Source organism: Nocardioides sp. (assembly GCF_035697785.1).
Taxonomy (GTDB): Bacteria; Actinomycetota; Actinomycetes; order Propionibacteriales; family Nocardioidaceae; genus Nocardioides_B.
Genome location: NZ_DASSCL010000128.1, coordinates 1 through 23,355 on the forward strand (window position 1 = coordinate 1; position 23,355 = coordinate 23,355).

The window sequence follows — 23,355 nt, forward strand, 5'->3', positions numbered from 1 at the left end:
GCGGAGGTCACCAGGCGTTGCCCGTGCCGCGGTACGTCGGGACCACCTCGACGACGCGGTCGCCGGCCACCAGGTGCACCTCACGCACGTGCTCGGCGACCTCGCCGGATTTCGCGTGCCGGAACCAGACCGTGTCGCCGACGCCCAGGTGCTCGGCCCCGGCACCGACGAGCGGCGTCTGCACCTCACCCGCGCCCTCGAGCCCGGTCAGCCGCAGCCCCGGCGGTGCCCACGGCAGCGGCGAGCGGTCCTTGCCGGTGGGTCCGGAGGCGATCAGACCGCCACCGGCGACGGTGACGCAGCCGGCTGATGGCCGCCGCACCACCGGGACGCCGAAGAAGGCGGCGGGCCGCGGCTCGAAGCTCCGGTAGTGGTCGAACAGCGCCGGCACCAGCAGCCCGGACCCGGCCGTCACCTCGGTGACCACGGGGTCGGCGGCGGACGCCTCGATGCTGCCCGAGCCGCCGGCGTTCCAGAGCTCCAGGTCGGCCAGGTCGCGCAGCCCGGCGGCGATCTCGGCCCGGCGCTCGGCCAGCTGGTCCATGGACGCGGACTTGATGCGTCGTACGACGAGGGAGCGGGCGCGCCGGTCCGGCACGGCGTCCGGCACCCCGGCCACCTGCCCCTCGTAGGTCATCGCGCCGACGAGCGCGAACCCGGGACGGGCGACGACGGCGCGGGCGAGGTCGACCACCTCCGCGGCGTCGCGCAGCGGCGACCGCTTCGGCCCGACGTGCGCCGGCCCGACGCGCAGGCCGGCATCGATGTCGAGCGCCACCCGCACCGTGACGTCGGTGCTACGCGCGGCGTCGACGACGTCCAGGTGGGCGAGGTCGTCGACCATGAGCGTCACCTCGGCCGCCGCGCGCTCGTCGGCGGTGAGCCGCCCGAGCGCCGCTGCGTCGACCGTCGGGTAGCCGAGCAGGAGGTCGTCGCAGACGCCGTGCTCCCGCAGCCACAGCGCCTCGCGGAGGTTGTAGGCGAGCACCCCCTGGCAGCCGGGGGCGGTGAGCGCCCGCTCGACAAGAGCCGGCACCCGCAGCGACTTGGTCGCCACCCGGATCGGTGTGCCCGCAGCACGTCGGGCCAGGTCGGCCGCGTTGGCGTCGAAGGCGTCGAGGTCCACCACGTAGGTGGGCGTGGACGGGCCGGTTCCGAGCGCGCCGACGGCCGCGTCGAGACGCTCGGCCAGCCGGCGGCGCGCCTCGGGGGCGTCCCGCCTCACGAGATGCCGTGCTTCCTCAGGATCGCCTCGATGTCGGCCATGTCGTCGTCCTCGGCGGGTGCGGAGCCGGTGCGCGCGGGCTTCGGTCCGCTCGCCGTGACCGCGGCGGGGGCGGACCCCGGACCAGCCGCCTTGCGCTCCTTGCGCTCCTTGCGCGCCCGGCCCTCCGGCGTACGACGGCGGAGGAAGCCCGAGACCACGAAGAGCGTCGCGGAGATGCCGCCCACGACGATGCCGGCCCACACGGTCGGGCTGAACACCAGCCGCGCCGCCCACGACGACACCGAGTCGGCGACCTCCCAGACCACGCGCAGCAGGCCGGTCATGGCGGCGGCCAGCGGCAGCAGCGACCAGGCGACGCCGCGCACCCCGGACGCCACCCCGCGGCGGCGCCAGACCGCCACGCTCAGGACCAGACCCACTGCCGTCAGGGCCACTCCGACTGCGGACCAGGTTGCGGAATCGTATTCACCCACGAACCCAGCCTACGGCGCCCGCCGAGGGGTCACTTCTGCGCCGACACGCCGTCCAGACACCTGAAGTTCTGACTCCTCGGCGATCGGGCGGTGCGGGGGGCGGCCGGTGGGGCTGGCAGGATCGGCGGATGCGCTCCCTGCCCGATCCCGGGTTCGCCGGCGACGACGGCACCGCTCCCCCCGAGGTGGTGGCGGCGCTGGCGGCGTACGCCGAGGACCCCGGTGCGCGGCAGGCCGAGACCCTGGCCGTCCTGCAGCACGCCCGGCTGCTCGTCCCGGTGGTGGCGGTGCTGGGGGAGGTGGAGGTCGACGAGCGGGGCCTGGCCCGCGACAAGACCTCGGACATGGCGGCGGTGCTGATGCGCGGCCAGGACGGCCGGACCGCGCTGCTCGCCTTCACGGGCTCGGAGGCCCTGCGTGCCTGGAACCCCGAGGCCCGGCCGGTGCCGGTGACCGCGCGGGACGCCGCTCGGTCGGCGCGTCAGGAGGACGCCGAGGCGCTCGTCGTGGACGTGGCGGGCCCGGTGCTGTTCGTCGTGGAGGGTGAGGACCTGGTCGCCCTCGCGGAGGGGTGGACGCTGACCCGGGTCAGCGGTCCTGCGCCGGCCTGGGCGTGGGCGAGACCGGACCGGTGAGCTTCTCCCCGGGACCCTCGCCCGGCGCGTCCGGGATCTCGGAGGCCTCGCGGAAGGCCAGCTGGAGGGTGCGCAGCCCGTCGCGCAACGGGGCGGCGTGGTGGTGGCCGAGCCGCGGGGCGCCCGCGGTGACGAGCCCGGCGAGCGCCTCGATCAGGGTGCGCGCCTCGTCGAGGTCCTGGTGCTCCGGCAGGTCCTCCGCCAGCCCGAGGTTCACCGCGGCGGCGCTCATCAGGTGCAGCGCGGCGGTGGAGACGATCTCGAGCGCGGGCACCTCGGCGATGTCGCGGGCGCTCTCGGGGGCGGCGTGACTCATGGGGCAAGGGTGTCACGGTCGCGCCGATGTGCATCCGCAGGGGCTCTCGGGCTATCCTGGGCGGGACCGATCCTGCTGGGTCGGCCGTCTGTGCGCCCGGGGTAGGAATATCCCGAGCGTGCCGGAGGTTGATACCAGCACGATCTGACAAGCGGGGCCTGTGCGCGAGCACGGTCCCCCACCCGCATCGACCGCCCTGCACCAACAGGTCGTCGGGTCCGGTCACGAGGCGTGAGCCGTCGTACGTCGACTGCTCGTCCTCGTCTGGTGTCGATCCGCGCGAGCGGAAATCGGCGCCGGGGCTGGCCTCCGCTTGTCTGTCATGCGGAGGCCCTTTTGTTTGTCCGGGTCGAGGCGTGACGGGGTCGCCACCACATCACTCGACCCAGGAGGACCCATCAGCACTGAGCTGAGAATCAACGACCGGATCCGGGTGCCCGAGGTCCGTCTCGTTGGCCCGAACGGCGAGACCGTCGGCATCGTCCGCATCGACGACGCCCTGCGGCTCGCGCAGGAAGCCGACCTCGACCTCGTCGAGGTCGCTCCGACCGCGCGTCCGCCGGTCTGCAAGCTCATGGACTACGGCAAGTTCAAGTACGAAGCCGCGCAGAAGGCTCGCGAGGCCCGTCGGAACCAGACCAACGTCATCATCAAGGAGATGAAGCTCCGCCCGAAGATCGACGCGCACGACTACGAGACCAAGAAGGGTCACGTCGTGCGATTCCTCAAGCAGGGCGACAAGGTGAAGATCACGATCATGTTCCGTGGTCGTGAGCAGCACCGGCCCGAGCTGGGCTTCCGTCTCCTGCAGCGGCTGGCGCAGGACGTCGAGGAGCTGGGTTTCGTCGAGTCGGCGCCCAAGCAGGACGGCCGCAACATGATCATGGTGCTCGGCCCGCACAAGAAGAAGGCCGAGGCCAAGGCCGAGGTCCAAGCGGCGAAGGCCGTCCGGGCCGCCGAGCGCCAGGCCGAGAAGGACGCCGAGCACGCCGAGCGCACCGCGACCGCGCCGACCGACCCGTCGGACAAGAAGCCGCGCCGCCGCTCGGAGAACCTCGACCCTGAGATCGAGGCGTGACGCCGTCACGACCACTCGGTCGAGGAGGCCGGCGGAGCCGGCACCCAGAGTCGCCCTGAACGAAGTACCAAGCAAAGGACACGAAGAGATGCCGAAGAACAAGACGCACTCCGGTGCGAGCAAGCGTTTCCGGGTGACTGGCTCCGGCAAGATCCGGCGCCAGAAGACCGGCCTGCGCCACAACCTGGAGCACAAGGCGTCCAAGGTGACCCGCCGCATGAGCGGCACCACCGAGGTCTCCAAGGCCGACACGGCCAAGGTCCGCAAGCTCCTCGGTCGCTGACCGAGCTCGCCCCGACAGATTTCAAGCATCAAGGAGTAACAAGTGGCACGCGTCAAGCGGGCGGTCAACGCCCACAAGAAGCGCCGGGTAACCCTCGAGCGGGCCTCCGGCTACCGGGGTCAGCGCTCGCGTCTGTACCGCAAGGCCAAGGAGCAGGTCACCCACTCGCTGGTCTACAGCTACCGGGACCGCAAGGCCAAGAAGGGCGACTTCCGCAAGCTCTGGATCCAGCGGATCAACGCCGCCGCCCGCGCCAACGGCATCACCTACAACCGCTTCATCCAGGGCCTCAAGGCCGCGGGTGTCGAGGTGGACCGCAAGATCCTCGCCGACCTGGCCGTCAACGACGCGGCGGCCTTCGCCACGCTGGTCGAGACCGCCAAGTCCGCCCTGCCGGAGGACGTCAACGCTCCCCGGCAGGAGACCGCCGAGGCGTCCGCCTGACCACTCCGGTCGAGCTCGTCGAGACACCCGAGGGCGAGCCCCGTGCCCACCAGCGCTGACCTGCCGCTGCTCACTGCGAGAAGCGGCCGGGTCAAGGCGGCACGGCGGCTCGCTCGTCGCGTTCACCGGGCCGAGCTGGGGCTGTTCCTCGCCGAGGGCCCGCAGGCCGTCCGGGAGGCGCTGACCGTGCATGGCTGCGTCCGGGAGGTCTTCGCCGTCGCGTCCGCGGCGGCGCAGCACCCGGAGATCCGCGAGGCCGCCGCGACGCTCCCGTGGCACCTCGTCGACGACGCGGCGCTCGCCTCGCTCGCCGACACCGTCCACCCGCAGGGCCTCGTGGCCGTGTGTGCACGTGTGGACGTCCCGGTCGAGGGCCTGCTGGCCACCCGTCCGGGTTTGGTGGTGGTCTGCGCCGACGTGCGCGACCCCGGCAACGCCGGCACCGTGATCCGGTGCGCCGACGCCGCGGGCGCCGGCGGTGTGCTGCTCGCCGGCCAGTCGGTGGACCCCTACAACGGCAAGACCGTCCGGGCGACCGCCGGGTCACTGTTCCATCTCCCCGTGGCCGTGGCCGACGACACCCGGGACGTCGTACGCCGGCTCCGGGAGTCCGGCCTGACGGTCCTCGCCGCCGACGGTGCCGGCGAGACCGATCTGGACGCTGCCGAGGACTCCGGCCTGCTGGCGGGCCGCACCGCGTGGCTGTTCGGGAACGAGGCCTGGGGGCTGCCCGACGACGTGGCCGCGCTGGCCGACTACCGGGTCGCGATCCCGATCCACGGCCGCGCGGAGAGCCTCAACCTGGCGTCGGCGGCGGCGGTCTGCCTCTACGCCTCGGCGCGAGCCCGCCGGGGGGCCGTGCCCCGCCACGGCCTGGACGGCTGAGCACGGCACGGGGGACTTCGCGGAACTGGTCTAATCTGTCGGTTATGTCGACCGACGGGGCCGCCGACCAGCAGTCGCTGCTCGACGCCCTGCCCGACGGAGTCGTGATCGCCGACGAGACCGCAAGCGTCGTGGTGATCAACCGGGCGGCGGCCGACCTCCTGCAGTCTCCCGACGGCGTCGGCAAGCACCTCGCGGACGTGGTCTCCCTCCAGGACCAGGGCGGCAACGAGTGGTACTCCTGCGCCAACCCCTACGACGGACTCAACACCATCACCAGTCTCAGCGAGCAGTCGTGGTTCACCTCCGACGGCACCGAGCTGCTGGTGACCGTCCGTATCGACCGCGAGTCCGCCCGACTCCCGGTGGAGCGCGTCGCGGTCTCGCTGCGCTCGGCCAAGGCACGGGCCCGCCTCGACCGGGAACGCTCCGACCTGGTCGCGACCGTGGCCCACGAGCTGCGCTCGCCGCTGACTGGGGTCAAGGGCTTCGTCGCCACCCTGCTGTCCAAGTGGGAGCGGCTCAACGACGAGCAGAAGAAGATGATGCTCGAGACGGTCAACGTCGACGCCGACCGGCTCACCCGGCTGATCGCCGAGCTGCTCGACGTGGCCCGTATCGACACCGGCCGGCTGTCGCTGTACCCGCGGCTCCTGGACTTCCCGCAGGCCGTCGAGCGGGTGCTCGAGTCGGTGCGCGCCGGCACCGGTCGCGAGATCGTGCTCACCGCCGAGGACGACCTGCCCCCGGTGCTCGCCGACCCCGACAAGCTCGCCCAGGTCCTGCACAACCTCGTCGACAACGCACTGCGTCACGGCGACGGCAAGGTCTCGCTGAACATCGCCGCGCTGGGTGACGACGCGCCGTTCGACGGCATCGTGCTGCACGTCGACGACGAGGGCGTCGGCATCAACCCCGCCATCCGCAGCCGGGTGTTCACGAAGTTCTGGAAGCACGGCACCCGCGGCGGCTCCGGCCTCGGGATGTACATCATCCACGGCCTGGTCAGGGCCCACGGCGGCATCGTGGAGATCGACGACGCGCCCGGCGGCGGCGCTCGTCTTACCATCCTCTGGCCGGCCTCCCCGCACTAGCCGCACCCTCCCCGAACCCCCCGCGAGGAGTCAGGTAATCAGCCTCGTGGCCGGTGTGTCGCGGCACAGTTGACCCCTCGCCGCGGGCCGTCGGCGGGCCCGCGGGACGAAACCGGTTCGTCGGCGTACTCGCGCTCTTCCTAGACTTCACCCCATGTCTGGGCCCAACACCGATTACGACCCCGTCGAGGTCACCCCGCTCAAGGCCGACGAGGTCGACGCCATGCGCGACGCCGCGCTGGCCGCCATCGCGGCCGCGGCCGACCTCGAGGCGCTGCGGCGGGTCCGGATCGAGCACGCCGGCGACCGGTCGCCGCTCGCGCTCGCGAACCGCGAGATCGGTGCGCTCCCGCCGCAGGCCCGCAAGGAGGCCGGCATGCGCGTCGGCCAGGCGAGGGGCGCGGTCAACAAGGCGATCGCCGCCCGCCAGGAGGTGCTCGAGGCCGAGCACGAGGAGCGGATGCTGGTCGAGGAGACCGTCGACGTCACGCTGCCCTGGGACCGTACGCCGATCGGGGCGCGGCACCCGCTGACCACCCTCTCCGAGCGGATCGGGGACGTCTTCGTCGCGATGGGCTGGGAGGTCGCGGAGGGACCCGTCGTCGAGGCCGAGTGGCTGAACTTCGACGCGCTGAACCTCGGGCCCGACCACCCGGCACGCACCATGCAGGACACGTTCTGGATGGAGCCGGCGGAGAACGCCATCGTGCTCCGCACGCACACCTCGCCGGTGCAGGCCAGGACCATGCTCACCCGAGAGCCACCTATCTACGTCGTGTGTCCGGGGCGGGTCTTCCGCACCGACGAGTACGACGCGACGCACAGCCCGGTCTTCCACCAGGTCGAGGGGCTCGTGGTCGACGAGGGCATCACCATGGCGCACCTGAAGGGCACGCTCGACCACTTCGCCGAGGCGATGTTCGGCGACGGGATCACGACCCGCTTCCGGCCGTCGTACTTCCCGTTCACCGAGCCGAGCGCCGAGGTCGACCTCGTCTGCTTCGTCTGCCGCGGGCAGGATCCCGACGTGCGGACCTGCCGCACCTGCAAGGGCGAGGGCTGGATCGAGTGGGGCGGCTGCGGCGTGGTGAACCCGCGCGTGCTGGTCGCCTGCGGGGTCGACCCCGAGCGCTACACCGGCTTCGCCTTCGGGATGGGCATCGACCGGACTCTCATGTTCCGGCACGGCGCCGAGGACATGCGCGACATGTTCGAGGGCGACGTCCGGTTCACCACGGCCTTCGGAAGCGAGATCTGACCACATGCGCGCCCCTGTCTCCTGGATCCGCGAGTACGTCGACCTGCCCGAGGACCTCACCCCCGAGGAGCTCGCCGCACGGCTGACCGCTCTCGGGCTCAAGCTCGAGGCGCTGACCCGGCCCGGGCACGACCTGCAGGGCCCGCTCGTGCTCGGCCGGGTGCTCACCGTGGACGACGAGCCGCAGAAGAACGGCAAGGTGATCCGGTGGTGCACGGTCGACGTCGGTGACACCAACGGGACGGGCGAACCACAGGGCATCGTCTGCGGGGCGCACAACTTCTCGGTAGGCGACCTCGTGGTCGTCGTGCTGCCGGGCGGCGTACTCCCCGGCGGGTTCGAGATCAGCGCGCGCAAGACCTACGGCCACGTGTCGGCCGGCATGATCTGCTCCGCGACCGAGCTCGGCCTCGACGACCCCGGCAGCAAGGACGGCATCCTCGTGCTCCCGGCCGACGCGGGTGAGCCCGGCGACGACGCCTTCGGGGTGCTGCCGCTGCGCGACGAGGTGATCGAGTTCGAGATCAACCCCGACCGGGCCTACGCCCTGTCCCTGCGCGGCATCGCCCGCGAGGCGGCGCTCGGCTTCGGCGTGCCGTTCCACGACCCCGCGGACCGGCCGACCCCCGCACCGGACGGCGCGGCGTACCCCGTGGAGGTCGACGACCCCGACGGCTGCCCCGTGTTCGTCGCGCGCACCGTGACCGGCTTCGACCCGGGCGCATCCACCCCGCCCTGGCTGGCCCGCCGCATCCAGCTCGCCGGCATGCGGCCGATCTCACTGGCCGTCGACGTCACCAACTACGTGATGCTCGAGCTGGGGCGTCCGATCCACGGCTACGACGCCGACAAGCTCACCGGCACCGTCCGTGTTCGCCGGGCCAGGGACGGTGAGCGGCTGACCACCCTCGACGGCACCGACCGGAAGCTGTCACCGGAGGACCTCGTCGTCACCGACGACTCCGGGATCATCGGTCTCGGCGGGGTCATGGGTGGCGAGGCCACCGAGATGTCGGCCACCACCACCAATGTGATGATCGAGGCGGCGCACTGGGACGCCATGTCGATGTTCCGCACCGGTAAGCGCCACAAGATCACCTCCGAGGCGGGCAAGCGCAACGAGCGCGGAGCCGACCCGACCACCTGCGAGGCCGCGGCCGACCGGGTGGTGGAGCTGCTCACGCGGTACGGCGGCGGCACCGCGTCGACGTCGGTGACGAAGGTCGGCGAGGCACCCGTGCCGGAGCCGATCGACATCGCCACCGACCTTCCGGCGCGCGTCACCGGCATGGAGATCAGCGCCGAGACGGCCGTCGCCCACCTGCGCGCGGTCGGCTGCGACGTCAGCCCCGACGGTGACCGGCTCACCGCGGTGCCGCCGAGCTGGCGGCCCGACATCACCGACCCGTTCGACCTCGTGGAGGAGGTCGCCCGGGTGGTCGGCTACGAGCACGTCCCGTCCGTCCTGCCGACGGCCCCGTCGGGTCGCGGGCTCACCCCGTCGCAGTCGCTGCGCCGCCGGGTCGGCCGCACGCTCGCCGGTGCGGGCTTCGTCGAGGTGGTGAACTTCCCGTTCGTCGGCACGTCGGACCTCGACCGGCTCGGCCTGGACGGGGACGACGAGCGGCGTACGGCCATGCGGATCGCCAACCCGATCAGCTCCGAAGAGCCGCTGATGACCACGACGCTGCTGCCTGGGCTGCTCAAGGCGCTGGCCCGCAACGCCGGCCGTGGGCTCCCCGACGCGGCGCTCTTCGAAACCGCCACGGTGACCCTGCCCCGCGGCACGGTGGCGGCGCCGATCCTGCCGGTCGACCGACGCCCGACCGAGGGGGAGTGGGACGACCTGCAGAAGGCGGTCCCCGACCAGCCGCTGCACCTCGCGCTGGGGGTCGCCGGTCACCGGGAGCGTTCCGGCTGGTGGGGTCCCGGACGAGCGGCCTCCTGGGCCGATGCCATCGAGTCGATCCGCACCGTGGCCACCGCGCTCGGCGTGCAGGTCACGGTCCGGTCGGCGACACGGGCTCCCTGGCACCCGGGCCGTTGTGCCGAGCTGCTGGTCGGCGAGGTGACGCTGGGCTTCGCCGGCGAGCTGCACCCGCGGGTCTGCGCGGCGTACGGCGTCCCGGGCCGCACCGCCGTCGCCGAGATCGACCTCGACCGGCTGCTCGAGCGGGCCGTGCTGATCGTGCCGGCCCCGCACTTCTCGACGTACCCGGTGGCCAAGGAGGACGTCGCGCTGGTGGTCGACGCCGCGATCCCCGCCGCCGACGTCGCCGCGACGCTCGCGGAGGGAGCCGGCGAGCTGTGCGAGTCGGTCCGGCTGTTCGACGTCTACACCGGCGACCAGGTCGAGGAGGGCAAGCGGTCGCTCGCGTTCGCGCTGCGGTTCCGGGCACCCGACCGCACCCTTACAGAGGCCGAGACCGGCGCCGCCCGCGACGCCGCGGTCGCGCTGGCGGTGCAGCGGCACGGGGCGGTGCACCGCGCCTGACCCGGACGCGTGCAGAGCCGGGGCGGTGAGGGGTCACCTGGTCCGCGACACGCCGGTGAGGGGGCTGAGTCTGTGACTCCTCGGCGGACCGGGCGTCCCGGGTATATGCACTTGGGTGTATGGTCATGCACATGCCGAAGCGGAGAGTGGCCGTCGCCGGAGCCAGTGGGTACGCCGGGGGTGAGGTGCTGCGCCTGCTGCTGGCCCACCCCGACGTCGAGATCGGGGCGGTGACCGCGGGGTCCAACGCGGGGGAGCGGCTCGGGGCGCTGCAGCCGCATCTGGTGCCGCTGGCCGACCGGGTCCTCGAGGAGACCACGGTCGAGGTGCTCGCCGGGCACGACGTCGTGTTCCTCGGCCTTCCGCACGGTCAGTCCGCCGTGATCGCCAACGCGCTGCCCGACGAGGTCGTGGTCATCGACTGCGGCGCCGACTTCCGGCTGACCGACGCCGAGGACTGGGAGAAGTTCTACGGCGGCGAGCACGCCGGCTCCTGGCCCTACGGCCTCCCCGAGCTCGGCGACCAGCGCAGCCGGCTCGCCGGCGCGACCCGGATCGCGGTCCCGGGGTGCTACCCGACCGTCTCCACGCTCGCCATCGCCCCGGCCGTCGCCGCCGGGCTGGTCGACACCACCGGCATCGTCGTGGTCGCCGCCTCCGGCACCTCCGGCGCGGGCAAGGCGCCGAAGCCGCACCTGCTCGGTGCGGAGGTGATGGGCTCGGCTAGCGCATACGGCGTCGGCGGCACGCACCGGCACACCCCCGAGATCACCCAGAACCTCGGCGGCCTCACCGACCGCCCGGTCAAGGTGTCGTTCACGCCTCTGCTCGTGCCGATGCCGCGCGGCATCCTCGCCACCTGCTCCGCGCCCACGACGGTCGGCGCCGACGAGGCGTACGCCGCCTACGAGAAGGCCTACGCCGACGAGCCGTTCATCCACCTGCTGCCACCGGGGATCTGGCCGCAGACCAAGTCGGTGCTCGGGTCCAACGCCGTGCACGTCCAGGTGACGGTCGACGAGGACGCCGGTCGCCTGGTGGCTGTCGCCGCCGTCGACAACCTCGCCAAGGGCACCGCCGGCGCGGCCGTGCAGTGCATGAACCTCGCGCTCGGATTGCCCGAGGCCAACGGCCTCTCGACCGTGGGGCTCGCCCCGTGAGCGCCGGCACCTACGGTCTGACCCGGCACCGCGACGCCCTGGCCGTGGTCCGGCTCGGCCGCGGCGCGAAGGTCCCGGCGTGGGCGGCCGCCTCGACGTTGTTCTCGGTGACCGCCACCGACACCGAGACGTCCATCGTCTGCCACGCGTCGACGGTGCCGGCCAAGGCGAAGCGGCTCGGCCCGTTCGTGGCGTTCGAGGTCGACGGCCCGCTCGACATCTCGATGACCGGTGTGCTGCACGCACTGCTCACTCCGCTCGCAGACGACGGCGTGAGCGTCTTCACGATCTCGACCTACGACACCGACTGGATCCTGGTCCGGGCCGGCCAGGCCGACATGGCCGAGGCGGCCTGGACCGCGACCGGCCACACGGTGCACCCGCCCGTGACCGCAACGGAGGGTGACGCGTGAGCATCACCGCTCCCCAGGGCTTCCGGGCCTCGGGCGTGCCCGCCGGACTCAAGGGCTCCGGCGGCAAGGACATGGCCCTGGTCGTCAGCGACGGCCCGCAGTACGCCTCCGCGAGCGTCTTCACCGCCAACCGATGCAAGGCCAACCCGGTGCTGTGGAGCCAGGAGGTCGTCAAGGACGGCACCGTGCGCGCGGTGGTGCTGAACTCCGGCGGGGCCAACTGCTACACCGGGGCCGAGGGCTTCCAGACCACCCACGCGGTCGCCGAGAAGGTCGCCGACGGGCTCGGGATCGGCGCGATCGACGTGGTCGTCTGCTCGACGGGGCTGATCGGGCTGACCAACCCCCGCGACGTGCTCCTCGACGGCGTCGACCGGTGCCTCTCCGCGCTGTCGTACGACGGCGGTGGCGACGCGGCCGAGGCGATCATGACCACCGACTCGGTGAGCAAACAGGTGCTGGTCTCGACGGGCTCGACCACCGGCGCCCAGTGGTGCATCGGCGGGATGGCCAAAGGCGCCGGGATGCTCGCGCCTCAGCTGGCCACCATGCTCGTCGTACTCACCACCGACGCCGCGGTCGACCCGGCCACCGCCGACCGGGCGCTGCGGGCGGCCTGCCGGGTCAGCTTCGACCGCCTCGACTCCGACGGCTGCATGTCAACCAACGACACGGTGACGCTGCTCGCGAACGGCGCCTCGGGCACCACTCCGACCGAGGAGGAGTTCACCGACGCGCTGACCCGGGCGTGCACGGACCTGGCCATGCAGCTGCTCGCCGACGCGGAGGGGGCCGACCACGAGATCGCCATCACCGTGCTCAACGCGGCCTCGGTGGACGACGCCGTGAAGGTCGGACGGTCCGTGGCCCGCAGCAACCTGTTCAAGGCGGCCGTGTTCGGCAAGGACCCCAACTGGGGCCGCGTGCTCGCCTCGATCGGCACCACCGACGCCGTCTTCGACCCGGCCGACCTCGACGTGGCGATGAACGACGTCTGGGTCTGCCGCGGGTCCGAGCCCGACGCCGACCCGGCGACGGTCGACCTGACCGGGCGCAAGGTCACCGTGACCATCGACCTCAAGTCCGGCGACGACCGTGCCACGGTCTGGACCAACGACCTGACGCACGCCTACGTGCACGAGAACTCCGCCTACTCGAGCTGAGAGCGACTGATCCGCGTGACCTCTGAGACCGACGACACCATCGCGACGACCAGTCCCGAGGCGTTCAAGCGCGCCACCGCCAAGGCGGCCACCCTGGCCGAGGCGCTGCCGTGGCTGAAGACTTACCACGGCAAGACGATCGTGGTGAAGTACGGCGGCAACGCGATGACCGACGACACTCTCAAGCGGGCGTTCGCCGAGGACATCGTGTTCCTCCGCTACGCCGGCTTCCACCCGGTCGTCGTGCACGGGGGCGGTCCCCAGATCAGCAGCATGCTCGACCGGCTGCAGATCGAGTCCGAGTTCCGCGGCGGCCTGCGGGTGACCACCCCCGAGGCGATGGACGTCGTCCGGATGGTGCTCGTCGGCCAGGTCGGCCGCGAGCTGGTCGGGCTGATCAACTCCCACGGCCCGCTGGCCGTGGGCCTCAGCGGGGAGGACGCCGGGCTGTTCACGGCCGAGCCGACCAGCACCGTCGTCGACGGCGTGGAGGTCGACCTCGGCCTGGTGGGCGAGGTCGCCAAGGTGCGACCGGAGGCGGTGCAGGACCTGGTGGAGGCGGGGCGGATCCCGGTCATCTCCTCGGTCGCCCCCGACGAGCTCGGCCGGGTGCACAACGTCAACGCCGACACCGCCGCGGCCGCGCTGGCCGTCGCGCTCGAAGCCGAGAAGCTGCTCGTGCTCACCGACGTGGAGGGCCTCTACCGCGACTGGCCGGACAGCGACGATGTCATCGGGCACATCGGCCCCGAGGCGCTCGAGGAGCTGATGCCCAGCCTGGCCAGCGGCATGGTCCCCAAGATGAAGGCCTGCCTGAAGGCAGTCCGCGGCGGCGTCCCGCGCGCGACCGTCGTCGACGGCCGGGAACCGCACTCGGTGCTGCTCGAGATCTTCACCGACGACGGGATCGGCACCCAGGTGCTGCCGGGCGCGGAGACCACGATCAGGCAGGCGCTGCAGAAGACGGAGGAGGGCTGATGCACGACGGCCTCAAGAAGCGGTACGCCGCGTCGCTGATGAACGCGTTCGGACCGCCCAAGCTGGTGCTCACCCGCGGTGAGGGCGCCTACGTGTGGGACGCCGACGGCAACCGCTACCTCGACCTCCTCGGCGGGATCGCCGTCAACGCCCTCGGCCACGCGCACCCCGCGCTCGTGGCCGCCGTCTCGCAGCAGCTGGGCACGCTCGGGCACGTGTCCAACTTCTTCGCCACCGAGCCGCAGGTCGCCCTGGCCGAACGGCTGCTCGACCTGGTGGGCGCGCCGCCGGGCACCCCGGGCAAGGTGTTCTTCGCCAACTCCGGCTCGGAGGCCAACGAGGCGGCGCTCAAGCTGACCCGGCGCACTGGACGCACGCAGGTGGTGGCCGCCGAGGGCGCCTTCCACGGCCGCACGATGGGCTCGCTGGCCCTCACCGCCAAGGCGGCCTACCGCGAGCCGTTCGAGCCGCTCCCGGGCGGTGTCACGTTCGTGCCGTACGGCGACGCCGACGCCCTGGCCGCGACCGTCACCGACGAGACGGCCGCCGTCGTGGTCGAGCCGATCCAGGGCGAGGCCGGCGTCGTCGTACCGCCGGCGGACTACCTGGCCTGGGCTCGCGAGATCACCGCGGCACGGGGGGCGCTGCTCTGGGTCGACGAGGTGCAGACCGGGATCGGTCGCACCGGGGCGTGGTTCGCGCACACCGAGTCGGGTGTCACGCCGGACATCGTCACCCTCGCCAAGGGGCTGGGCGGCGGCATCCCGATCGGCGCCTGCATCGCGCTGGGGGAGAGCGCCGACCTGTTCCAGCCCGGCAACCACGGCACCACCTTCGGCGGCAACCCGGTCGCCACCGCCGCCGCGCTCGCCGTGATCGAGACCATCGAGAAGGACGACCTGCTCGGCAACGTGAACCACGTCGGTGAGCTGCTGCGGTCCGGGCTGGCCGATCCCCGGGTCACCGATATCCGCGGGCGCGGCCTGCTCATCGGGATCGACCTCGACGCCGAGGCGGGTGCCCAGGTCGTCGAGGCGGGGCAGCGGGCCGGCTTCATCCTGAACAGCACCGGTCCCGGCACGATCCGTCTGGCGCCGCCGCTGGTGCTCACCGAGGAGCAGGCCAAGGAGCTCGTCGCGGCCTGGCCCGGGATCCTCGACACCGCGTACGACGCCCTCGGAGGTGCCGCCTCATGACTCGCCACTTCCTCCGCGACGACGACCTCACCCCGGCCGAGCAGGCCGAAGTGCTCACGCTCGCCCGGAAGCTCAAGGCCGACCGGTTCGCCGAGCGGCCGCTGGAGGGTCCACGGACGGTGGCGGTCGTGTTCGACAAGCCGACGCTGCGCACCCAGGTGTCGTTCACGACCGGCATCGCCGAGCTCGGCGGGCTCCCGATGATCGTCGACGGCAAGCTCGCCCAGATCGGCACCCGGGAGTCGGTCGCCGACACCGCCCGGGTGCTCGGCCGGCAGGCGGCCGCGATCGTGTGGCGGACCTACGACCAGTCCCGCATCGAGGAGATGGCGGAGCACGCCGGCGTGCCCGTCGTCAACGCGCTGACCGACCAGTTCCACCCTTGCCAGCTGCTGGCCGACCTGCAGACCGTCGCCGAGCACAAGGGCGGGACCGAGGGGCGCACCCTGGCGTTCCTCGGCGACGCGGCCAGCAACATGAGCCACTCCTACCTGCTGGCCTGCGCGACCGCCGGCATGCACGTGCGGGTCAGCGGCCCCGAGGGCTTCGGACCCGACGCCGGCGTGCTGGCGAGGGCGCAGGAGATCGCCGCGACCACCGGCGGCTCCGCCGCCTACCAGACCGACGCCACCAAGGCGGTCGACGGCGCAGACGTCGTCGCGACCGACACCTGGGTCTCGATGGGCAAGGAGGCAGAGGCCGAGGAGCGGTCGCGGCCGTTCGTCCCTTACGCGGTGACGCCCGAGCTGCTGGCCGGAGCCGCCGCCGACGCGGTCGTCCTGCACTGCCTGCCCGCCTACCGCGGCAAGGAGATCGCCGCCGAGGTCATCGACGGCCCGCAGAGCGTCGTCTGGGACGAGGCCGAGAACCGCCTGCACGCCCAGAAGGCACTGCTCACCTGGCTCCTGGCACACGAGGACCCGGCATGACCTCCACGATCCCGCTCACCAAGAGCGCCCGTCAGCAGAAGATCGTCGACCTGCTCGGCCGCCGTCAGGTGCGCTCCCAGGCCGAGCTCTCCGAGCTGCTCAAGGAGGCCGGCGTGCAGGTCACGCAGGCCACCCTGTCGCGCGACCTCGTCGAGCTCGACGCCGTGAAGGTGCGCATCCCCTCCGGGCAGCTCGTGTACGCCGTGCCGGCCGAGGGCGGCGACCGCACCCCCGTCGTCCACGACACAGCGGCGTCCGAGGCCCGGCTCGCCCGGCTGCTGGGCGAGCTGCTCGTCTCCGCGGACGCCTCGGCGAACCTGGCACTGCTGCGGACGCCGCCGGGCGCCGCACAGTTCCTGGCCTCGGCGTTCGACAGGTCCGAGTCCGACGACGTGCTCGGCACGGTCGCCGGCGACGACACAGTGCTGGTGATCAGCCGACGACCCGACGGCGGGCACGACCTGGCCGCGCGGTTCCTCGCGCTCGCCAACCGCTCGCAGCCCCCGCAGCCCTCCTGAACACTCCCAGCCCTAAGGATTCACCGTGAGCAAGGTCCTGACCTCCCTCCCCGTCGGCGAGCGCGTCGGCATCGCCTTCTCCGGCGGTCTCGACACGTCCGTCGCTGTCGCCTGGATGCGTGAGAGGGGTGCGGTGCCGTGCACCTACACCGCCGACATCGGCCAGTACGACGAGCCGGACATCAGCGGCGTGCCCGACCGCGCGCTCCAGTACGGCGCGGAGATCGCCCGCGCCGTCGACTGCCGCCGCCCGCTGGTCGAGGAGGGGCTGGCCGCCATGGCCTGCGGTGCGTTCCACATCCGCTCCGGCGGCCGTGCGTACTTCAACACCACGCCGCTCGGGCGGGCCGTCACCGGCACCATGCTGGTGCGGGCGATGCACGCGGACGGCGTCGACATCTGGGGTGACGGGTCGACCTTCAAGGGCAACGACATCGAGCGGTTCTACCGCTACGGACTGCTCGCCAACCCCGAGCTGCGGATCTACAAGCCGTGGCTGGACGCGGAGTTCGTCAAGGAGCTCGGCGGCCGGCACGAGATGAGCGCCTGGCTCACCGAGCGGGACCTGCCTTACCGCGACAGCCAGGAGAAGGCGTACTCCACCGACGCGAACATCTGGGGCGCCACCCACGAAGCCAAGACGCTCGAGCACCTCGACGTCTCCCTGGAGGCCGTGCAACCGATCATGGGGGTGCGGTTCTGGGACCCCTCGGTCGCGATCGAGACCGAGGACGTGACGGTCGGCTTCGAGTTCGGTCGGCCGGTCGCGATCAACGGCACCCGCTACCCGGACCCGGTCGACCTGGTCCACGAGGCCAACGTGGTCGGCGGCCGGCACGGGCTCGGGATGTCCGACCAGATCGAGAACCGGATCATCGAGGCCAAGTCCCGGGGGATCTACGAGGCGCCCGGGATGGCGCTGCTCTGGATCGCCTACGAGCGGCTGCTGAACGCGGTACACAACGAGGACACCATCGACAACTACCACTCGGAGGGCCGTCGGCTCGGCAGGATGCTCTACGAGGGCCGCTGGCTGGACCCGCAGGCGTTGATGATGCGCGAGTCGATCATGCGCTGGGTCGCGTCCCTCGTGACCGGCGAGGTGACGGTCCGGCTGCGCCGAGGCGAGGACTACACCGTCCTGGCCACCTCGGGGCCGGACTTCTCCTACCACCCCGACAAGCTGTCGATGGAGCGCACCGACAACGCGGTGTTCGGGCCGACCGACCGGATCGGCCAGCTCACGATGCGCAACCTCGACATCGCGGACTCGCGGTCCAAGCTCGAGCTGTACGCCACCCAGCCGCAGGACCAGGGTCACGTGCTCGTCGAGCACGGGAACCTGTTCGGCGCAATCGAGCCGGGCGGTGCCGACCGGATCGCCCGCAAGAACGGCGACCCGGACTCCTTCGACGACGAGGCGCTCGACCACGCCGCGATGGAGTCCGGCACCGACTGACCCGACCAGCAGCGGAGCGGCCGGCACGGACCAGGCATCGAGGAAGGACGTCGTGAGCAAGGAAGCCACCAACACCGGGGCGCTGTGGGGCGGCCGGTTCGCCGACGGCCCGAGCCCGGCCCTGGCAGCGTTGTCGAAGTCGACGCACTTCGACTGGCGTTTGGCGCCGTACGACCTCGCCGGCTCCCGGGCCCACGCCCGCGTGCTGCACCGGGCCGGCCTGCTCGACGACGCCGGGCTCGACGGGCTGCTCGCCGGGCTCGACCGGCTGGCGGCCAAGGTCGCCTCGGGCGAGGCGGTCGCCGCGGAGTCGGACGAGGACGTGCACGGGGCGCTCGAGCGGATGCTGCTCGACGAGGTCGGCGCCGAGCTCGGCGGCCGGTTGCGGGCCGGACGGTCCCGCAACGACCAGATCGCCACCTTGTTCAAGGTGTTTCTTCGCGACCACGCGCGGGTGGTCGCCGGGCAGCTCCTCGACCTCGTCGACGCCATCACCGACCAGGCCGAGCAGCACCTCGGCGCCGTGATGCCCGGGCGCACCCACCTCCAGCACGCCCAGCCGGTGCTGCTCAGCCACCACCTGATGGCGCACGCCTGGCCGCTGGTCCGTGACCTCGGCAGGATCCGGGACTGGGACGCCCGGGTCGCGGCCGACTCGCCGTACGGCTCAGGCGCCCTCGCCGGCTCCAGCCTCGGCCTCGACCCGCGGCAGGTCGCCGCCGAGCTCGGGTTCACCGACTCCAGCCCGAACTCGATCGACGGTACGGCGGCCCGCGACTTCGTCGCGGAGCTGGCCTTCGTGGCCGCGATGATCGGCGTGGACGTGTCGCGGATGGCCGAGGAGGTCATCTTGTGGGCGACCAAGGAGTTCGGCTTCGTGCGCCTGCACGACGGGTACTCCACCGGGTCGAGCATCATGCCGCAGAAGAAGAACCCGGACATCGCCGAGCTCGCCCGCGGCAAGGCGGGCCGGGTCGTCGGCAACCTCGTCGGCCTGATGACCACCCTCAAGGCGCTGCCGCTGGCCTACAACCGCGACCTGCAGGAGGACAAGGAGCCGGTGTTCGACTCCGTCGACACCCTCGAGGTGCTGCTGCCCGCGTTCACCGGGATGGTGGCGACGCTGACGTTCGACACCGCCCGGATGGCCGAGCTGGCGCCGCAGGGGTTCTCGCTGGCGACCGACGTCGCCGAGTGGCTGGTGCGGGAGGGCGTGCCGTTCCGGGTCGCCCACGAGCTGGCCGGGGAGTGCGTGCAGCGCTGCGAGGAGCTCGGGATCGAGCTCGACGAGCTCACCGACGAGCAGTTCGCCACCATCTCGCCGCACCTCACCCCGGGGGTCCGGGGCGTCCTGACCGTCGAGGGCTCCGTGGCGTCGCGCGACGGTCGAGGCGGCACCGCCCCCGACCGGGTGGCCGAACAGCTCGCCGAGCTCCGGGGCGTCGTCGCGGACCACCGTGCCTGGCTGGGCTGAGCTGCTGCTGCGGCCGGCCCCCGAGGTGGCGCCCCGGCTGCTCGGCGCGAGGCTCACCCATGGCGGCGTCACCGTCCGGCTCACCGAGGTCGAGGCGTACGACGGCACGAACGACGCCGCCTCGCACGCCTACCGCGGCCCGACCGCCCGCAACGACGTGATGTTCGGGCCGCCGGGCCGCCTCTACGTGTACTTCTCCTACGGCATGCACTGGTGCGCCAACGTGGTCTGCGGGCCCGCCGGCACGGCCTCCGCGGTACTCCTGCGGGCCGGGGAGGTCGTCGACGGGCTCCTCACGGCGCGCCAGCGACGCGGCGCCCGACCCGACGAGGCGCTGGCCCGCGGTCCCGCCAACCTGACCCAGGCCCTCGGCATCGACCGCAACCAGGACGGGCTCGACCTCGACGGGCTGCTCGCGCTGCCGGAGGAGCCGGTGCCCGCGGAGGACATCTTGTCCGGACCGCGCGTCGGCGTCTCCCTCGCGCACGACGTGCCCTGGCGGTTCTGGCTGCGCGGCGACCGCTCCGTCTCGGCGTACCGCCGGAGCCCGCGGGCACCCCGATAAGCCCGCCGAACTGCCGGGAATGTCCCTCCCGGGAAGTGTTGGGTCTGCGTGAGAGCATGGCCGCGCCATGAAGTTCCCCTCGCGCCAACAGCCCCTCGACGGCCTGCCCGGAGTCTCGGGGACGGCTCGTGTGGACCGGCGCACCTCCGCCGTCGTACGCCGGCTGCGCCGTGGCGACATCGCCGTGATCGACCACCTCGACCTCGACCGCTCGCACGCCGAGGCGCTGGTGGACGCCGGCGTGGTCGCGGTGGTGAACGCCTCGCCGTTCATCTCCGGCCGCTACCCCAACCTCGGGCCGGACCTGCTCGCCAAGGCGGGCGTGCTGATGCTCGACGACGTCGGGGCCGAGGTGTTCAAGACGGTCACCGACGGCACCGCCGTCCGCATCGACGGGCACCGGCTGATGCGCGGCGACGAGACGGTCGCCGAGGGGCGGCAGCTCAGTGCGGACGACGTCGCGGAGCGGATGTCCGACGCCCGCGGCGGGCTGAGCACCCAGCTGCAGAGCTTCACCCACAACACCACCGAGTTCCTGCGCCGCGAGCAGGACCTGCTGCTGCACGGCCAGGGCGTCCCGAGGCTGCGCACCCGCATCCAGGGCCGTCCGGTGGTCGTCGTGGTCCGCGGCTACGACTACCGCGAGGATCTCCGCAAGCTGCACCGGTTCATCCGCGAGCAGCGGCCCGTCCTGATCGGCGTGGACGCCGGCGCCGACGCGCTCGAGGCGGCCGGCCACCGGCCCGACATCGTGGTGGTGGGGGAGCAGGGGCTCGGCCAGGGCACGACGGCCGGCGAGCAGGGACAGACCGTCACCGACCGCGCCGTGCGGCACTCCCACGAGGTGGTCCTGCACACCGACCGCGGCGGGCGGACCATCGGCAGCGACCGGCTCGAACGGCTCGGCGTCCGCGCCCACGAGCTCGCCGCGTCCGGCCTCACCGAGGACGTCGCGCTGCTGCTGGCCGACACCGCCGGCGCCTCGCTGATGATCACGGTCGGGATGCACGCCACCCTCGACGAGTTCCTCGACCGCCAGCGCTCCGGCCTGGCCAGCACCTTCCTCACCCGCCTGCGCGTCGGACCCAAGCTGGTCGATGCGAAGAGCGTCCCCCAGCTGTACGCCGGACGGGTGCGGCTGTGGCACCTCGGCGTCGTCGTGCTCGCGGGGCTCGTCGCCCTGCTGACCGCCGTCGCAGCGACACCCGTGGGCGGCGAGTGGTGGGACTCCGTCCAAGGCGCCCTGACCGACCTGATCGACTGGATCCAAGGACTGTTCACGTGATCTCGTTCCGCTACCACATCGTCTCGATCGTCTCGGTCTTCCTGGCTCTGGCGGTCGGCGTCGCGCTCGGGGGCGGCCCGCTGAAGGGCGAGGTGGACAACACCCTCGTCGACCAGGTCAAGGCCGACCGGGGGGTGAAGGCCGACCTCCGCGCCGAGATCGCCGCGACCCGGGCCGGAAACACCTTCACCGACGAGTTCGCCGACACGATCGCCCCGGGGCTGCTCGGCCAGGTGCTGGACGGACGGGTGGTCACGCTGGTGGCGCTCCCGGGCAGCCAGCAGGCCGAGGTGTCGGCGCTCGGCGACATGATCACCACGGCGGGCGGCACGGTCGGCGGCTCGGTGCGGGTCGGCGACCAGCTCCTCGACGTCTCCAACCGGCAGCTCGTCGACGAGCTCGGCAGCCAGCTGCTCGACGGCGCGTCCGACGTCAGCGTCCCCGCCGATGCCAGCGGCTACGAGCGGATCGGTGCGCTGATGGCGCGGGCCATCGGCACCGACAAGGACGCCGGCGGGGCCGGGGTCGACGCCACCTCCGACAGCATCCTCGCCGGGTTGAGCACCGCCGGTCTCATGTCCGCCGACGGCGCACTCGACCGGCGCGGCAGCCTGGTGCTCTTCGTAGCCGGTTCGCCCACCGGCACCGAGGAGGAGCAGAGTGGCGCGAGCAGCATCCTCGCCACGATCGTCGCGGCGGTCGACGCGGACACAGACGGCGTCGTCGTCGCCGGCCCGATCGCCTCGGCCCGCGACCAGGGCCTGGTCCGCGGGATCCGCGAGGACGTCGTGGCCGCCCGGGACGTCTCCACCGTCGACGCGCTGGGCCGGTCCGCGGCCCGGATCGTCGCGGCGATGGCGCTCGCCGGCCAGGCGCAGGACCAGACCGGCCACTTCGGCGCGGTCGATGCCGCGGACGGCGCGATGCCCGGAGCTGTGAGCGGAGGGTGACACCGGGTGTCGGCCCGGCGTACCGGCCCGCTCCTTGATAGGGTGGAACCCCGTGGAGGCGTGATCGACCGGCGCCCGCAGAGTTCGACACCACCCTCGATGCCACGGGAGTTCACTTGGCCGCATCGCAGCCGACCAAGCACGTCTTCGTCACCGGAGGCGTCGCCTCCTCCCTCGGGAAGGGCCTCACGGCCTCCTCACTCGGCTCGCTGCTGAAGTCCCGCGGGCTCCGGGTCACCATGCAGAAGCTGGACCCCTACCTCAACGTCGACCCCGGCACGATGAACCCGTTCCAGCACGGCGAGGTGTTCGTCACCAACGACGGCGCCGAGACCGACCTGGACATCGGTCACTACGAGCGGTTCCTCGACGCCGACCTCTCCGGCATCGCCAACGTGACCACCGGTCAGGTGTACTCGCAGGTGATCGCCAAGGAGCGGCGCGGCGACTACCTCGGGGAGACCGTGCAGGTGATCCCGCACATCACCAACGAGATCAAGGAACGCATCCGGGCGATGGCGGGCTCCGGCGGCGACCCCGGTGACACGGTGGACGTGGTGATCACCGAGATCGGTGGCACCGTCGGCGACATCGAGAGCCTGCCCTTCCTCGAGGCCGCACGGCAGACCCGCCACGACGTCGGCCGGGACAACTGCTTCTTCCTGCACGTCTCGCTTGTGCCCTACATCGGTCCCTCCCGGGAGCTGAAGACCAAGCCGACCCAGCACTCGGTCGCCGCGCTGCGCTCGATCGGTATCCAGCCGGACGCCATCGTCTGCCGGTCCGACCGGGAGATCCCCGAGTCGATGAAGCGGAAGATCTCGCTGATGTGCGACGTCGACGAAGAGGCCGTGGTCAACGCCGTCGACGCCCCCTCGATCTACGACATCCCGAAGGTGCTGCACGCCGAGGGCTTGGATGCCTACGTCGTACGACGCCTGGGCTTGCCCTTCCGCGATGTCGACTGGCGCGACTGGGACCAGCTGTTGCAGCGGGTCCACCACCCGGCCAAGGAGGTGACGGTCGCCCTGGTCGGCAAGTACATCGACCTGCCCGACGCCTACTTGTCGGTCACCG

The 23,355-nt window shown here is 72.3% G+C and carries 24 protein-coding genes; 21 read left to right on the forward strand and 3 right to left on the reverse strand.

Annotated features, from left to right (window positions below):
- Positions 1-7: 7 nt before the first annotated feature.
- Positions 8-1,225 carry an amino acid deaminase/aldolase gene (locus VFH10_RS13805; RefSeq protein WP_325129520.1) on the reverse strand — a complete coding sequence of 406 codons (1,218 nt, stop codon included), beginning with the start codon at positions 1,223-1,225 and terminating at the stop codon, positions 8-10.
- Positions 1,222-1,701, reverse strand: a complete 480-nt coding sequence (locus VFH10_RS13810) for a hypothetical protein (protein ID WP_325129522.1) — start codon at positions 1,699-1,701, stop codon at positions 1,222-1,224. Before VFH10_RS13810 ends, VFH10_RS13805 begins: the two co-directional genes overlap by 4 nt.
- 128 nt (positions 1,702-1,829) lie before the next feature.
- Between VFH10_RS13810 and VFH10_RS13815 the strand changes: the two genes are divergently transcribed.
- A complete protein-coding gene (locus VFH10_RS13815) occupies positions 1,830-2,336 on the forward strand; it encodes an SseB family protein (RefSeq protein ID WP_325129524.1) in 507 nt (168 codons plus the stop codon).
- Here the strand turns inward: VFH10_RS13815 and VFH10_RS13820 are convergent.
- Positions 2,290-2,652 (reverse strand): DUF1844 domain-containing protein, encoded by a 363-nt coding sequence (locus VFH10_RS13820; RefSeq protein ID WP_325129525.1) that lies wholly within the window; start codon positions 2,650-2,652, stop codon positions 2,290-2,292. The two genes, VFH10_RS13815 and VFH10_RS13820, sit on opposite strands and share 47 nt — an antisense overlap.
- A 322-nt stretch (positions 2,653-2,974) precedes the next feature.
- Between VFH10_RS13820 and infC the strand changes: the two genes are divergently transcribed.
- The 20 genes from infC to VFH10_RS13920 form a co-directional block, all read left to right on the forward strand.
- Positions 2,975-3,730: a translation initiation factor IF-3 gene (gene infC / locus VFH10_RS13825; RefSeq protein ID WP_325129527.1), complete on the forward strand. Its 756-nt coding sequence runs from the start codon at positions 2,975-2,977 to the stop codon at positions 3,728-3,730.
- Between the two features lie 88 nt (positions 3,731-3,818).
- Entirely contained in the window at positions 3,819-4,013 is a 195-nt protein-coding gene (rpmI, locus tag VFH10_RS13830; protein WP_325129529.1) for a 50S ribosomal protein L35, read from the forward strand.
- A gap of 42 nt (positions 4,014-4,055) precedes the next feature.
- Positions 4,056-4,457: a 50S ribosomal protein L20 gene (gene rplT / locus VFH10_RS13835; RefSeq protein ID WP_325129531.1), complete on the forward strand. Its 402-nt coding sequence runs from the start codon at positions 4,056-4,058 to the stop codon at positions 4,455-4,457.
- A gap of 42 nt (positions 4,458-4,499) precedes the next feature.
- Positions 4,500-5,342: an RNA methyltransferase gene (locus tag VFH10_RS13840; RefSeq protein WP_325129533.1), complete on the forward strand. Its 843-nt coding sequence runs from the start codon at positions 4,500-4,502 to the stop codon at positions 5,340-5,342.
- A 44-nt stretch (positions 5,343-5,386) separates the two neighbouring features.
- A complete protein-coding gene (locus tag VFH10_RS13845) occupies positions 5,387-6,436 on the forward strand; it encodes a sensor histidine kinase (RefSeq protein WP_325129536.1) in 1,050 nt (349 codons plus the stop codon).
- Between the two features lie 154 nt (positions 6,437-6,590).
- Positions 6,591-7,694: a phenylalanine--tRNA ligase subunit alpha gene (gene pheS / locus VFH10_RS13850; RefSeq protein WP_325129538.1), complete on the forward strand. Its 1,104-nt coding sequence runs from the start codon at positions 6,591-6,593 to the stop codon at positions 7,692-7,694.
- A gap of 4 nt (positions 7,695-7,698) precedes the next feature.
- Positions 7,699-10,188 (forward strand): phenylalanine--tRNA ligase subunit beta, encoded by a 2,490-nt coding sequence (gene pheT / locus VFH10_RS13855; RefSeq protein ID WP_325129540.1) that lies wholly within the window; start codon positions 7,699-7,701, stop codon positions 10,186-10,188.
- A gap of 125 nt (positions 10,189-10,313) precedes the next feature.
- Positions 10,314-11,348, forward strand: a complete 1,035-nt coding sequence (argC, locus tag VFH10_RS13860) for an N-acetyl-gamma-glutamyl-phosphate reductase (RefSeq protein ID WP_325129542.1) — start codon at positions 10,314-10,316, stop codon at positions 11,346-11,348.
- Positions 11,345-11,761, forward strand: a complete 417-nt coding sequence (locus VFH10_RS13865; RefSeq protein ID WP_325129544.1) for an ACT domain-containing protein — start codon at positions 11,345-11,347, stop codon at positions 11,759-11,761. The genes argC and VFH10_RS13865 overlap by 4 nt, the downstream gene beginning before the upstream one ends.
- Positions 11,758-12,924 carry a bifunctional glutamate N-acetyltransferase/amino-acid acetyltransferase ArgJ gene (argJ, locus tag VFH10_RS13870; RefSeq protein WP_325129546.1) on the forward strand — a complete coding sequence of 389 codons (1,167 nt, stop codon included), beginning with the start codon at positions 11,758-11,760 and terminating at the stop codon, positions 12,922-12,924. The genes VFH10_RS13865 and argJ overlap by 4 nt, the downstream gene beginning before the upstream one ends.
- Positions 12,925-12,939: 15 nt before the next feature.
- On the forward strand, positions 12,940-13,902 hold the full coding sequence (gene argB / locus VFH10_RS13875) for an acetylglutamate kinase (protein WP_414689873.1): 963 nt from the start codon (positions 12,940-12,942) through the stop codon (positions 13,900-13,902).
- Complete coding sequence (locus VFH10_RS13880) at positions 13,902-15,098, forward strand: acetylornithine transaminase (protein ID WP_325129548.1); 1,197 nt, start codon at positions 13,902-13,904, stop codon at positions 15,096-15,098. Before argB ends, VFH10_RS13880 begins: the two co-directional genes overlap by 1 nt.
- Positions 15,095-16,027 (forward strand): ornithine carbamoyltransferase, encoded by a 933-nt coding sequence (gene argF / locus VFH10_RS13885; RefSeq protein ID WP_325129550.1) that lies wholly within the window; start codon positions 15,095-15,097, stop codon positions 16,025-16,027. The genes VFH10_RS13880 and argF overlap by 4 nt, the downstream gene beginning before the upstream one ends.
- Positions 16,024-16,545, forward strand: coding sequence for an arginine repressor (locus tag VFH10_RS13890; protein WP_325129552.1), 522 nt, complete (start codon positions 16,024-16,026; stop codon positions 16,543-16,545). The genes argF and VFH10_RS13890 overlap by 4 nt, the downstream gene beginning before the upstream one ends.
- A 25-nt stretch (positions 16,546-16,570) precedes the next feature.
- Positions 16,571-18,004 carry an argininosuccinate synthase gene (argG, locus tag VFH10_RS13895; RefSeq protein WP_325129553.1) on the forward strand — a complete coding sequence of 478 codons (1,434 nt, stop codon included), beginning with the start codon at positions 16,571-16,573 and terminating at the stop codon, positions 18,002-18,004.
- 52 nt (positions 18,005-18,056) lie between these two features.
- Complete coding sequence (gene argH, locus VFH10_RS13900) at positions 18,057-19,478, forward strand: argininosuccinate lyase (RefSeq protein ID WP_325129555.1); 1,422 nt, start codon at positions 18,057-18,059, stop codon at positions 19,476-19,478.
- Positions 19,462-20,043, forward strand: coding sequence for a DNA-3-methyladenine glycosylase (locus VFH10_RS13905; RefSeq protein ID WP_325129557.1), 582 nt, complete (start codon positions 19,462-19,464; stop codon positions 20,041-20,043). The genes argH and VFH10_RS13905 overlap by 17 nt, the downstream gene beginning before the upstream one ends.
- Positions 20,044-20,110: 67 nt before the next feature.
- Complete coding sequence (steA, locus tag VFH10_RS13910) at positions 20,111-21,328, forward strand: putative cytokinetic ring protein SteA (protein ID WP_325129559.1); 1,218 nt, start codon at positions 20,111-20,113, stop codon at positions 21,326-21,328.
- Positions 21,325-22,278 (forward strand): copper transporter, encoded by a 954-nt coding sequence (locus VFH10_RS13915; protein ID WP_325129561.1) that lies wholly within the window; start codon positions 21,325-21,327, stop codon positions 22,276-22,278. The genes steA and VFH10_RS13915 overlap by 4 nt, the downstream gene beginning before the upstream one ends.
- Before the next feature lie 116 nt (positions 22,279-22,394).
- Positions 22,395-23,355, forward strand: a 961-nt coding sequence (locus tag VFH10_RS13920; RefSeq protein WP_325129563.1) for a CTP synthase, incomplete at its 3' end; no start/stop codon positions are given.